This window comes from Streptomyces sp. NPDC012769 (assembly GCF_042901205.1).
In the GTDB taxonomy this organism is placed as follows: Bacteria; Actinomycetota; Actinomycetes; order Streptomycetales; family Streptomycetaceae; genus Streptomyces.
Genome location: NZ_JBIBCP010000009.1, coordinates 20,289 through 33,050, shown reverse-complemented (window position 1 = coordinate 33,050; position 12,762 = coordinate 20,289). Strand labels below are relative to the sequence as shown.

The following is a 12,762-nucleotide window of genomic DNA, read 5'->3' as shown; positions in this document are numbered from 1 at the left end:
CGGAGACCCGGAAAGGGGAGGGCCGCGCACCGCCGGAGCGGTGCGCAGCCCTCCCTATCGGAGAATCCGACTCACTTCGTGTAGTAGCCGGCCGCGTCCACGATCAGGTCCACGTAACCCGCCCGGTTGTAAAGGTCGAAGCCGCCCTCGGACGACATCGGGACCACGACCTGGTTCGCCACGGTCAGCCGCGGCACCAGGTTCAGGTTCGAGATCGTCGGTCGCTCCGTCAGCCACGGGTGGATCGCGACGTAGGTCGCGGACGTCGCGTTGGTGCCCGCCAGGTTCAGGACCAGCGAGTTCGCACCGGTCTCCGGGATGCCGCCGTAGCCGGCGACGCCGAGCGTGGCCGCGCTGTCCGGGCCGAGCTTGCCGTCCACCCCGTAGTCACGGGTGTCGAGGAGCCGGACCGGGTTCAGCGGCACGAAACGGTCGCCCTGACCGGCCGTGTTGGTGAAGTAGCCGGCGACGTCGCCGAGCAGGTCCACCGTGCCGCCGTGGTTGTACAGCGTCACCTTGCCGCTCTTCACCGGCACGGTCACCAGGTTGGCGACCACCTGGCCCTTGACCACGTTCAGGTTGGACGTGGCCGGGCGGGCCGTCCCGTACGGGAAGACCGAGACGTAGCTGGACGCGGTGACGTTGGTCGCGGTCACGTTCATGACCACCGCGGTCACGCCCGTGGACGGCACTCCGCCGCGGCCCGCGATCTGCAGGTTCACGGTCTTGCCCGCGCCCACCTTGGCCTTGGGCGCGCCGACACCGGCCAGGGTGTTGAGGATGCGGGCCGGGGTGACGGCCTTGAAGCGGTCACCGGCGCCGTCGAGGGTGTAGTAACCGGTCACGTCGACGAGCAGGTCGGCCGTGCCCCAGGCGTTGTACAGCGAGATCTTGCCGTCCTTGCCCACCGGGACCGTCACCTGGTTGGGGACGCTGCGGCCGGCCGGGACGTTCAGGTTCGAGATCATCGGCCGCGGGGTCCCGTACGGGTAGACCGCGAGCCACGTGCTGTTGCTCGGGTTGGTCACCGTCACCGTCAGCACGACCGCCGACACCCCGCTCGCCGCCACGCCGCCGCGCCCGGTGACCTGGAGGTCCACCGTGCCGCCCTGGCCGACCTTGGCCTTGGGCGCGCCGACACCGGCGAGGGTGTTGAGGATGCGGGCCGGGGGTACCGGCTTGAAGGTGGAGACGCGGCCGCGGGTCACGAAGACCGTGCCGCCGGTACGCAGGGTCTCCCCCACGCCGTCGGCCGGCGGGGCGGTGAGCTCCCAGGTGTAGCGGCCGTCGGCGACCGGGGCGCCGTTCGCGCCGTTGCCGTCCCACGCGGCCTTGACCGCGCCGCGGGTCTGGTGGCCGTCGAACGTGCGGACGACCTCGCCGGCCGGGTTCTTGAAGGTCAGCGTCCAGGACGCGACCGGCCGGGACAGCCACCACTGGCCGGACCACGCGTCGCCGCCCTCGACATCGAGGATGTCGGAGGAGACGGTCGAGTCGACGACGGACACCGGTGAGGCGGGGACGCCGCTCGGGACGACGTGGATGCGCCCGACGTTGTCGGTGAAGACGGTGTGGCCGCCGAAACGGTCCACGTTCCAGCCCGTTTCCCGCATGCCGTCCGCCGGACGGCCGATCTCGCGGGTCTGGCCGCCACCGCGCAGCGGCGTGACGTACAGGAGCTCGTCCTTCTCGTGCGTGACGAAGCCGTCGCCGAGGAGCGCCTGCGAGTGCCCGGGCAGGGCGGTGTGCACGTTCGTCCCGGTGTTCAGCACACCGGCCTTGGCGTCGCACTTCCAGTACAGGTCGGCGCCGACGGACTGCACGTCCTTGATGACGCAGTCGGCGGCCGTGACCGTACGGGTGGTGGCACCGGTGCGGACGTCGATCGCGGCGACGGCACCGGCGGTGCCGGTCGTGGTCCACAGGGTGGAGCCGTTGAGCGCGGTCGGGCCCGTGCCGAGGTTGCGGGTGAAGACGGCCTTCCTGGCGTCCAGGTCGAAGACCCTGCGCTCACCGCTCGTCAGGCGGTACGAGGCGTAGCGGCCGGAGGCCTCCAGGTCGCCCGCCACGGAGCCCGCCGCCAGGGAGGTCCCCGGCACCGACGCGCCCTCGGTGAGGACGGACAGCTCGGGGCCGGTCTTGCGGACGACCCGGCCGTCGCCGGTGGGCACCTCCCAGGACGTGTCGAAGCGGGTGTCGGTGCCGCGGTCGACGCGGTCCCCCGCGACGAGCGGCCCGCCGGCCTTCGTCTCGATGGACCGCAGCCGGTACTCGCCCGAGGGCATGTGGTCGACGGTGTGCAGGACGCCCTGCGCGGCGGAGATCCGCATCGGCTGGGCGATCTCGCCCATGATGGTGGCGATCTTCGTGGCGGCGAACTCGCCGTCCGCGCCGGCCGCGACGCGGTAGACCGGGCGGTCGGTGTTGTCGGTCTTCTGCGTCACGAGCAGATCGGACGCCGCCGCGAGCGGGGCCTCGACGAGTCCGTCGAGCACCGCCTTCTGCTCGCCGCCGGCGAAGGCGCGGGACAGCAGCGTCCGCGTGCCGTCCGCCGTGGCGGCGGTCACGCTCAGGACCCGGTCGCCGTGGAGGGCGACGGGCGTGTCGGTGCCGGACCAGTCGGTCTCGCGCAGGGGCGCGGACCAGTCCCCCTTGAGGTCCCACACCCGCAGCTTGCCGGCGGACGTGACGTGGAGCAGCACGTCGCCGTGGCGCACCGCGGTCTTGCGGTCGGCCAGCTCGGGGAGCGGCTTCAGCGCGGCGCCCGCCAGGTCGACCCATCCGAAGGCCCGGGCGCCGCCCACCTCGTAGGAGGCGAGGAAGCCGTACGCGGTCCGTGCGGAGATCTTGATGTTCGTGGCACCGGCCGGCAGGCCGGTGACCGTCCGCTCGACGGCGGAGCCGTTGTCGAGGGCGACCACGTGGAGCGTGCTGCTCGAGGTGCCGCCGACGGCGATGACGGTGCGTCCGGCCATGCCGATGACGGCCCGGTCCGCGCCGAGGGCGATCGTCTCCTGGGCGCCGCCACCGCCGTCCTGGAGGACGACCTTGCTCTGGGAGCCGTACCAGCGGGCGATGGTGTCCGTGTCGGTCGCGAAGAGGACGGCTCCGGCGTCGTCGAACGGGACGGACGTGCCGTCGGCGTAGGAGTACCAGGCGTAGTCGCCGTTCCGCCCGCCCTGCAGGAAGCCGGTCGCGCCGGGCCGTACGGCCCACGCGTACGGATCGGCCGTTCCGTCCGCCGGGATGATCAGCTCCGCCGGTGCGTCGCCTTCCGCGGCGTACGCCATACCGACGCCCACCGGCGTCAGCGAGATCAGGGCCGCGGTCGCCGCGGCCAGTGAGAGGGCGCTACGGCGCCTCGTCCCCCACCCATTTTTCACGTGTTGAACCCCTCCCCAGGCGTTCCAAGTCGAACGACTGTAACAGCAGTTCGAACCCGTTCAGAACGTAAAAAGGGGTGGTGCCCGCCGAAGCGGACACCACCCTCACCCGGGGGGTGTTACTTCACGACCGTGATCCGGTCGGCGGCCGGCACCTGCAGCGGCGCCGACGCCGAGGAGTGGGCCGCCAGGTAGGCGTTGAAGACGTCCAGGTCCGAGGCGCCGACCAGCTTGTTGGTGCCGGTCGCCAGGGCCGGGAAGCCGTCGCCGCCGCCCGAGAGGAACTCGTTCATCGCGACCCGGTAGGTCTTGGCCGGGTCGATCGGCTGGCCGTTCAGCTTGATGCTGCCGTCCACGACCCGGTCGGCGCCCGTCTTGGTCATGTCCAGGGTGTAGGTGAAGCCCTTGGAGACCTGGAGGATCTTCGGCGAGTTCAGGTTGGAGCCGCTGACCTGCTGCTTCAGCGCCGAGATCAGGTTGGCGCCGGTCAGGTCGACCACGTGCATCATGTTGGTGAACGGCTGCACGGTGAACGCCTCGCCGTAGGTCACCACGCCGTCGCCCTCGGAGCCCGAGGCCTTGTACACCAGGTCGGCGCGGATGCCGCCCGGGTTCATCAGCGCGATCTGGGCGCCGCCCTTGTCCGCCGGGGCCAGGCCCTCCAGCTGCGCGTCGGCGATCAGGTCGCCGAGCGGCTTCTCGTACGCCGTGGAGCCGCGGCCGTTGATGTCGGCGGCGATGAAGCCCTGCGGACGGTTCGCGACCGGGTCGGCGAGCACCTTCCAGTCGGCGATGAGCTTGCTCATGTCCTCGGCCTTGGGCACGTCACGGGTGACGACGTGGTTGGCCGAGCCGACCGCGGTGCGGACGATGTCCTTGGTGCGGCGGTCGTAGGTCAGCGTGGTGTCCGTGTAGAGCTTGCCGAACGCGGACGCCGAGGTGACCAGGCGCGGCTTGCCGGACGGGTCCGGCACGGTGCACACGTACGCCTGGTGGGTGTGGCCGGTGATCATGGCGTCGACCTGCGGCGAGACGTTCTTCGCGATGTCGACGATCGGGCCGGAGATGCCGTCGCCCGGGCCGGGGCTGTCGCAGTCGTAGTTGTACGCGGGGGACGCCGGGGCGCCGCCCTCGTGGACCAGGGCGACGATGGACTTGACGCCCTTGCGCTCCAGGATCTTCGTGTACTTGTTGATCGTCTCGACCTCGTCGCCGAACTTCAGGCCCTTGACGCCCTCGGCGGTGACGATGTTCGGGGTGCCCTCCAGGGTCACGCCGATGAAGCCGATCCGGACGCCGTCCTTCTCCCAGATGAAGGTCGGGTCGAGCAGCGGCTTGCCGGTCTTCTCGTTCGTCACGTTCGCCGCGAGGTACGGGAAGTCGGCGCCGCCGAAGGGCTCGAAGCCCTTCTCCGCGCCGAAGCAGCCGGCCGTCGGGTGACAGCCGCCGTTCTGCATGCGGGCCAGCTCGACCGCGCCCTCGTCGAACTCGTGGTTGCCCACCGAGGTGACGTCGAGGTCCAGCTTGTTGAGCGCGTGGACGGTCGGCTCGTCGTGGAAGAGACCCGAGAGCAGCGGCGAGCCGCCGATCAGGTCGCCGGCCGCGGCGGTGATGGAGTAACGATTCCCCTCACGGGCCTGGCGCAGGTGCGTGGCGAGGTACTCGACACCGCCCGCGTCGATCTTGGTCGTGGTGCCGTCCTCGTGGACGTGCGTGACCTGGCCGGAGGAACCGGCCGGCGGCTCCAGGTTGCCGTGGAGGTCGTTGAAGGAGAGCAGCTGGACGTCCACCATCCGGCCCCAGCCCTTGCCGTTGGTGCCGTACGCGGCGGCGTCGGCGCTGTCCTGCGACGCCCCGGCCGGCATCGCGGCGGCGAGCGCGCCCAGCGTCGCAAGTCCCGCTCCCGCGGCGAGGATCCGACGCCCCGCCTTGCTGTTCTTCCGTGTCGCTGCCATCTCTCCCCTTGATCCTGCCCCTGCGGCGGCATCGGTCATGCTTCCCCGTCTGCCGGTGCAGCCTAGAGTCAACGCGCGTAGCGCAACAGGGGGTGGCTGATTACGAGCTGGTTGCCTTTGTCCGACACCCGCCCCTCCACCGCCCGACGGCCACCCCTCCAGCGCCCGCGGGCCGTCCACCTGTCAGTCACGCCGGTGAGATCTCCCACGACCCCAGGCACCCCCGCCGTAGGCTCGTGCGCATGACTTCCGACGCGGCACCGGCCCTTGAACCCGGACGGCAGATCAACAGTTACGAAGAGCTGAGCCCCGAGCAGGTGAGGGACGTCCTCGACCTCCTCGAGGCCGCCGACCGCGCCGACGGCGTGCACGCCGTGTCCGAGCAGGGACGGCTCTACCTGCGCCACGGCCGGCGCGAGGGCGTGCGCCACTACCTGCTCACGGTCGGCTCCCACCTCTACGGCTACGCCCAGCTGGAGGAGACCGACCCGGTCGAGGCACCCGCCGCCGAGCTGGTCGTCCACCCCTCGCACCGGGGCCGGGGCCACGGCCGGGCGCTCGGCACCGCCCTGCTCGACGTGTCCGGCAAGCGGCTGCGGGTCTGGGCGCACGGCGGCAAGTCGGCTGCCCGGCACCTCGCCCAGGTCCTCGGGCTGACCCTGTTCCGCGAACTGCGCCAGCTGCGTCGCCCCTTGGTGCCGCTCGACGTGCCCGAGCCGACGCTGCCGCAGGGCGTCACCGTCCGCACCTTCGTGCCCGGCCAGGACGACACCGCCTGGCTCGCGGCCAACGCGGCCGCCTTCGCGCACCACCCCGAGCAGGGCTCGCTGACCCAGCGGGACCTGGACGACCGGATGGCGGAGCCCTGGTTCGACCCGAAGGGCTTCTTCCTCGCGGAACGGGAGGGGCGGCTCCTCGGCTTCCACTGGACCAAGGTCCACGCCGAGGAGCAGCTGGGCGAGGTGTACGTGGTCGGCGTGCTGCCCGAGGCACAGGGCAGCGGGCTCGGGAAGGCCCTGACCGCGATCGGCCTGCGCCACCTGGCGGCCCAGACGCTGCCGACGGCCATGCTGTACGTGGACGCGGACAACACGGCGGCGGTGACGGTCTACGAACGGCTGGGCTTCCGCACGCACGAGGTGGACCTGATGTACCGCACGGAGTCCTGAACCGGGCGCGAGAAGGGGGCGGTTGACACCGCCCCCTTCTTTGCACCACCCTTTCACTACTTGATTAGTGAAAGGGTGGTGAAAGCACACGTGCTCGCCTACCGCATCGACCGGCGCAGCGGGGTCGCCACCTACCTCCAGATCGTCCAGCAGACCAAACAGGCCCTCCGCATGGGCCTGCTGCAGCCCGGCGACCGGCTGCCCACGGCCCGCGAGGTCGTCGAGGCCACGGCCGTCAACCCCAACACGGTCCTCAAGGCCTATCGCGAGCTCGAACGCGAGGGGCTGGTCGAGGCCCGCCGCGGTCTCGGCACCTTCGTCCGCGCCACGCTCGGCGCCGCCCCGGCCGACTCGCCCCTGCGCGGCGAGCTCGCCGACTGGGCCCGCCGGGCCCGCGCGGAGGGGCTCGACCGGGACGACGTGGACGCGCTCTTCACATCCGTACTGAACGAATTCTTCGAGGGGGACGCATGACACGGGAGAACGCGCTGGAGGCCGAGGGCCTCGGCGTACGGTACGGAGGACGGACCAGGCCCTGGGCCCTGCGGGACTGCGACCTCGCCCTGCCCACCGGCCGGATCTGCGCCCTCGTCGGCCCCAACGGCGCCGGCAAGTCCACCCTCCTGGCCCTGGCCGCCGGACTGCTCCGGCCCACCGAGGGCCGGATCCAGGCCCCGGAGCGCGAGCGGATCGCGTACGTGGCCCAGGACAAGCCGCTCCACCCCCGGCTCACCGTCGCCGACACCCTGCGCATGGGCCGCGAGCTCAACCCCCGCCGCTGGGACGACGCCACCGCCCGGCGGGTCGTCGACGACGAGCTCGACCCGCGGGCCCTCGTCCGCGAGCTCTCCGGCGGACAGCGCACCCGCGTCGCCCTCGCGCTCGCCCTCGGCAAGCGGGCCGAACTGCTCCTCCTGGACGAGCCGATGGCCGACCTCGACCCGCTCGCCCGCCACCGGCTGATGGGCCTGCTCATGGCCGAAGCCGCCGAACACGGCACCACCGTCGTCATGTCCTCGCACATCCTCACCGAGCTGGAGGGCTCCTGCGACCACCTCCTGCTGCTCGCCGGCGGGCGGATCCGCCTCGACGGCGCCGTCGACGACCTGCTCGCCGCGCACGCCCTGCTCACCGGCCCGGTCACCGACCTCGCCCCGCACACCGTGATCGACTCCCGCACGACGGGCCGTCAGCTCACCGCCCTGATCCGCCGCGAGGGCCCCCTCGACGGCCCCTGGGACGTCAGCGCCCCCTCCCTGGAGGACCTCCTCCTCGCCCACCTGCGCCACCCCGAAGGAGCCGCCGCATGAGCACCCTCTCCCTGAAGGGCTCCTACTGGGTGACGGTCCGCCAGTACCGGCGCACCCTCTGGCTGGCGGTCGCCGCCGTCGCCGCCTCCCTCGCCGTGATCGGCGGCCTGCGGATCTGGGACGCGCAGACCCCGGACATGTGGGTGCAGGACGGGTATTGGATACCCTCCGACGGAAATCGCGGCTTCAGGACGCTGATGTGGGCGATGGAGTACGCGGGCGGGGGCCTGATCCTGCTGCCGCTGCTCGTCGCGGCCTTCGTCGCCGGCCCCCTCGTCGCCCGCGAGTACGAGTCGGGGACGTACCGGCTCTCCCTCACCCAGTCCGTGACCCCGGCCGTCTGGCTCCGCACCAAGCTCGTCGCCGCGGGCGCCGCCGCCCTCCTCGTCACCCTCGCGCTCGTGGGCGTCTTCCGGATCGGCTGGGGCCGGGTCTCCAGCCCCGGGAACCACGCCTGGGACCCGGGGCCGTACGCGGCCACCGGCATCGTCCTCTTCGCGTACCTCCTGGCCGCCGTCGCCGTGGGCGCCCTCGTCGGGCAGCTGATCCGCCGCACCCTCCTCGCCATGGCGGCCACCGGGGTCGTCCTCGGCGTGGTCCTGCTCGTCCTCGGCACGCTGCGCTGGTCCTTCCTGCCGACGCGGAGGGCCACCGGCCCGGCCTCGGAGCCCCTGTGGGCCCCGCACAACGGCCTCACGACGGACTCCGGCATGCTCACGTCCACCGGCGCCCGCTTCGACGAGGACGTCTGCTGGCGGGAGGTCGACCGCGCCACCGGTCACCTGGACGGCGCCGACCCCGACCTGTGGGAGCGGGTGCACGGCCAGTGCCTCGCCCGGAACGGCGTCACCAGCCGCTTCGTGGACTACCACCCGCCGTCCCACTTCTGGCCGACCCAGCTCATCGAGAGCGGCATCGTCCTCGCCCTCGCCGCCCTCGCCCTCTTCGCCGCCTTCCGCGTGCTGCGCGCCCGGCACCCGTAGCGGAAGCCCGGAACCCGGGGGCGGGCCCGCCACAGGCCCCGCCCCCGATTCCCTCAGGACACGTCCCCGTTACCAACCATTCAGACGCGCTTGCGACGCTCACGCAATGAAGCGCTCCGTGCCCGCGCCCACCAGGGCCCTCCCCCGAGGGAGACTTCCCAAAGGGAGACTTCCCTCCACCACGGCCCGCTCCGACGCGCCCACCGACCCCTTCGCGCGGAAGAATGGGGCCATGAACCAGCAGCCCGCCGAGGTCCCGGTCCCGTCGCCCACGCAGACCTCGCCCCAGCCGTCCCTCGGTTCCATAGCCGCGCACCGCCCGCACGTCGTCAACGGCGCGGCCGTGAGCGACCTCGAGCCCGACCTGGACTCCGACCTCGACGTCTACGAGGACGACGGCGCCGCGAGCGAGCTGCCCCAGGGCCGGTTCCTCGACCGGGAGCGCAGCTGGCTCGCGTTCAACGAGCGGGTCCTGGAGCTCGCCGAGGACCCGAACACGCCGCTGCTGGAACGGGCCAACTTCCTGGCGATCTTCGCGTCGAACCTCGACGAGTTCTTCATGGTCCGCGTCGCCGGACTCAAGCGCCGCATCGCCACCGGCGTCGCCACCCGCTCCGCCTCCGGACTGCAGCCCCGCGAGGTGCTCGACCTCATCTGGACCCGCTCGCGGGAGCTGATGGCCCGGCACGCCGCCTGCTTCCAGCAGGACGTCGCCCCGGCCCTCGCCGACGAGGGCATCCACCTCATCCGCTGGCCCGAGCTGACCGAGAAGGAGCAGGCCCGCCTCTTCACCCTGTTCCGCCAGCAGATCTTCCCGGTCCTCACCCCCCTGGCCGTCGACCCGGCCCACCCCTTCCCGTACATCTCCGGGCTCTCCCTCAACCTCGCCGTGGTCGTCCGCAACCCGGTCAGCGGCCACCGCCACTTCGCCCGCGTCAAGGTCCCGCCGCTGCTCTCCCGCTTCCTGGAGGCCTCCCCCGAGCGCTACGTCCCCCTGGAGGACGTCATCGCCGCGCACCTGGAGGAGCTCTTCCCCGGCATGGAGGTGCTCGCCCACCACATGTTCCGGGTGACCAGGAACGAGGACCTGGAGGTCGAGGAGGACGACGCCGAGAACCTGCTCCAGGCCCTGGAGAAGGAGCTCATGCGGCGCCGCTTCGGCCCGCCGGTGCGCCTGGAGGTCGAGGAGTCCATCGACCCGTACGTGCTCGACCTGCTGGTCCGCGAGCTGAAGGTCTCCGACTCCGAGGTCTATCCGCTGCCCGGCCCGCTCGACCTCACCGGCCTCTTCGGCATCGCGTCCCTGGACCGGCCCGAGCTGAAGTTCCCCAAGTTCATCGCCGGCACCCACCGGGACCTCGCCGAGGTCGAGTCCGCCTCCGCGCCCGACATCTTCGCGGCCGTACGGGAACGGGACGTGCTGCTGCACCACCCCTACGACTCGTTCTCCACCTCCGTCCAGCTCTTCCTGGAGCAGGCGGCGGCCGACCCCGACGTCCTCGCGATCAAGCAGACGCTCTACCGCACCTCCGGCGACTCCCCGATAGTGGACGCCCTCATCGACGCCGCCGAGTCCGGCAAGCAGGTCCTCGTCCTCGTCGAGATCAAGGCCCGCTTCGACGAGCAGGCCAACATCAAGTGGGCCCGCAAGCTGGAGGAGGCCGGCTGCCACGTCGTCTACGGCCTGGTCGGTCTGAAGACCCACTGCAAGCTGTCCCTGGTGGTCCGCCAGGAGGGCGAGGTGCTGCGCCGCTACAGCCACGTCGGCACCGGCAACTACCACCCCAAGACGGCCCGGCTCTACGAGGACCTCGGCCTGCTCACCGCCGACCCGCAGGTCGGCGCCGACCTCTCCGACCTGTTCAACCGGCTCTCCGGCTACTCCCGCCGCGAGACCTACCGGCGCCTGCTCACCGCGCCCAAGTCGCTGCGCGACGGCCTGGTCTCCCGGATCAACAAGGAGATCGCCCACCACCGCGCCGGCCGGCCCGCGTACGTGAAGATCAAGGTCAACTCGATGGTCGACGAGGCCGTCATCGACGCCTGCTACCGGGCCTCCCAGGCCGGTGTCCCGGTCGACGTCTGGGTCCGCGGCATCTGCGCCGTACGGCCCGGCGTCGAGGGCCTGTCCGAGAACATCCGGGTCCGCTCGATCCTCGGCCGCTTCCTGGAGCACTCCCGGATCTTCGCCTTCGGCAACGGCGGCGAACCCGAGGTCTGGCTCGGCAGCGCCGACATGATGCACCGCAACCTGGACCGCCGCATCGAGGCCCTGGTCCGGGTCGCGGACCCCGGCCACCGGGCCGCCCTCACCCGGCTCCTGGAGACCGGGATGTCCGACACCACCTCCTCCTGGCACCTCGGCCCGGACGGGAACTGGACGCGGCACGCGACCGACCCCGAGGGCCAGCCGCTCCGGCACGTCCAGGAGATGCTCATCGACGCGCGGAGGCGCCGGCGTGCACAACCCTGACATCACCTCCGAGGTCTCGGCCGGCGAGGTGCTCGCCCCCTACCTCCACGCCCGGGCCGCGGACTTCCTCCGCGGCCTGCGGCTGCACACCGAGAGCGGCGCCGACACGGCCGGCGCGGAGGAGGCCGCCCGCACCCTGCGGGCCGCCGCCCGCAGGATCAGCGGCACCCTCCACACCTTCCGGCCGCTCCTCGACGCCGCCTGGGCCGACCAGCTGCGCACCGAACTCGCCTGGCTCTCCGGCACCCTCGCCCTGGAGCACGCCTGCACCTCCCGGCTCGTCCGCCTGGTGGACGCGCTGTCCCGGCTGTCGAGCCCGGACCCCGTGCCCGCCCCGCGCGGCACGGAGAGCGGCCGGGGCCTGGCCGTCGGCGCGGCCCGCGCCGGCGCCCTGCTCGAACGCCAGCTCACCCTCGCCCGCACCCGGGCCCACTCGGCCGCGCTCCAGGCCCTCGGCTCCTCCCGCTTCCACGCCGTCGCCGACGCCGTCGCCCTGCTCGCCTCCGAGCTGCCGCTGGGCCCGGCCGGCAGCGCGCGGGCCGTCGACGTCCTGGACGCCTCCGCGTCGGTCGTCGAGCGCCGGCTCCTCGACGCGGTGGCCGCGCTCCCGCTGACCCGGGCCGCCCACCCGTACAACGCGGAAGCCCTCGCCCTGGCCGCCGGAGAGGCCCAGGACGCCCCCTGGCACCAGACCCGCAGCCTGCTGCGGCTGTACCGCTACGCGGGCGAGGTGCTGCACGGCGGGGCGAACGACGACCCCGTCCTGTACGAGGCGGGGCGGGCCCTCGACCGGCACCGGGACGCCGCCGAGGCGGCCGCCGCCGCGGCCGCGGCCGCCCGCACCCCGCGGATCGCCCCCGCCACCGCGTACGCCCTCGGCGTCCTGCACGCCGACCAGCGCCACGAGGTCGAGGCCGCCCGCTTCGCCTTCCAGCGCGCCTGGTCCCGGGCGACGGCCCCGGCGGCGGTGCCGTGACCCCGGCCGGCCCGGTCCTGGCGGCGGGCTGCGTGCTGTGGCGCCCGGCGGCGTCGGACGAGGGAATCGAGATCGCCCTCGTCCACCGCCCGAAGTGGGACGACTGGTCCCACCCGAAGGGCAAGCTGAAGGAGGGCGAGACCCTCGCCGACTGCGCCCTGCGGGAGATCCGCGAGGAGACGGGCCAGTCCTGCGTGCTCGGCGCCCGCCTCCCCACCGCCCACTACACGGTCGACGGCCGGTCGAAGCAGGTCACCTACTGGGCGGCCCGGGCCCTCGGGGGCACCTTCACCCCGACCCGGGAGATCGACGCGCTCGCCTGGCTCCCGCCCGCCCTCGCCCGCCGCCGGCTCACCCAGCCACGCGACCGCGAGCTCCTGGACGCCCTCCTCGCGACGACGCCGCGGTAGGGGTGTCTTCCGGGTGCGGGTGCGGCGTGCCGCACCCGCACCGCCACTTCCGGCACGGTTCACTTTCCGTTCACTCTCCCCCGTCGGCCGCTTCACCTGATCT

At 72.6% G+C, this 12,762-nt stretch carries 9 protein-coding genes; 7 read left to right on the top strand and 2 right to left on the bottom strand.

Annotation, left to right across the window (positions count from 1 at the left end; genetic code table 11):
- Positions 1 to 71: 71 nt before the first annotated feature.
- Together ACFY7C_RS34660 and ACFY7C_RS34655 are read right to left on the bottom strand one after the other, a co-directional pair.
- The gene (locus ACFY7C_RS34660) at positions 72 to 3,302 is read right to left on the bottom strand and encodes a FlgD immunoglobulin-like domain containing protein (protein WP_389658886.1); all 3,231 of its coding nucleotides are present in this window, start codon (positions 3,300 to 3,302) and stop codon (positions 72 to 74) included.
- Positions 3,303 to 3,502: 200 nt separating this feature from the next.
- On the bottom strand, positions 3,503 to 5,338 hold the full coding sequence (locus ACFY7C_RS34655; RefSeq protein WP_389658883.1) for a bifunctional metallophosphatase/5'-nucleotidase: 1,836 nt from the start codon (positions 5,336 to 5,338) through the stop codon (positions 3,503 to 3,505).
- 242 nt (positions 5,339 to 5,580) lie between these two features.
- On the opposite strand from ACFY7C_RS34655, the gene mshD reads away from it, so the two are divergent.
- The 7 genes from mshD to ACFY7C_RS34620 all read left to right on the top strand — a co-directional run bounded on the left by mshD (position 5,581) and on the right by ACFY7C_RS34620 (position 12,659).
- The gene (gene mshD, locus ACFY7C_RS34650; RefSeq protein WP_389658880.1) at positions 5,581 to 6,507 is read left to right on the top strand and encodes a mycothiol synthase; all 927 of its coding nucleotides are present in this window, start codon (positions 5,581 to 5,583) and stop codon (positions 6,505 to 6,507) included.
- Between the two features lie 90 nt (positions 6,508 to 6,597).
- Complete coding sequence (locus ACFY7C_RS34645) at positions 6,598 to 6,981, top strand: GntR family transcriptional regulator (protein WP_389659246.1); 384 nt, start codon at positions 6,598 to 6,600, stop codon at positions 6,979 to 6,981.
- On the top strand, positions 6,978 to 7,817 hold the full coding sequence (locus tag ACFY7C_RS34640) for an ABC transporter ATP-binding protein (protein WP_389658877.1): 840 nt from the start codon (positions 6,978 to 6,980) through the stop codon (positions 7,815 to 7,817). Before ACFY7C_RS34645 ends, ACFY7C_RS34640 begins: the two co-directional genes overlap by 4 nt.
- Entirely contained in the window at positions 7,814 to 8,800 is a 987-nt protein-coding gene (locus tag ACFY7C_RS34635; protein ID WP_389658874.1) for an ABC transporter permease, read from the top strand. The genes ACFY7C_RS34640 and ACFY7C_RS34635 overlap by 4 nt, the downstream gene beginning before the upstream one ends.
- A gap of 232 nt (positions 8,801 to 9,032) precedes the next feature.
- On the top strand, positions 9,033 to 11,273 hold the full coding sequence (locus tag ACFY7C_RS34630) for an RNA degradosome polyphosphate kinase (RefSeq protein WP_389658871.1): 2,241 nt from the start codon (positions 9,033 to 9,035) through the stop codon (positions 11,271 to 11,273).
- The gene (locus ACFY7C_RS34625) at positions 11,260 to 12,249 is read left to right on the top strand and encodes a CHAD domain-containing protein (protein ID WP_389658868.1); all 990 of its coding nucleotides are present in this window, start codon (positions 11,260 to 11,262) and stop codon (positions 12,247 to 12,249) included. The genes ACFY7C_RS34630 and ACFY7C_RS34625 overlap by 14 nt, the downstream gene beginning before the upstream one ends.
- On the top strand, positions 12,246 to 12,659 hold the full coding sequence (locus ACFY7C_RS34620) for an NUDIX hydrolase (RefSeq protein WP_389658865.1): 414 nt from the start codon (positions 12,246 to 12,248) through the stop codon (positions 12,657 to 12,659). The genes ACFY7C_RS34625 and ACFY7C_RS34620 overlap by 4 nt, the downstream gene beginning before the upstream one ends.
- The last annotated feature ends 103 nt before the right edge of the window (positions 12,660 to 12,762 follow it).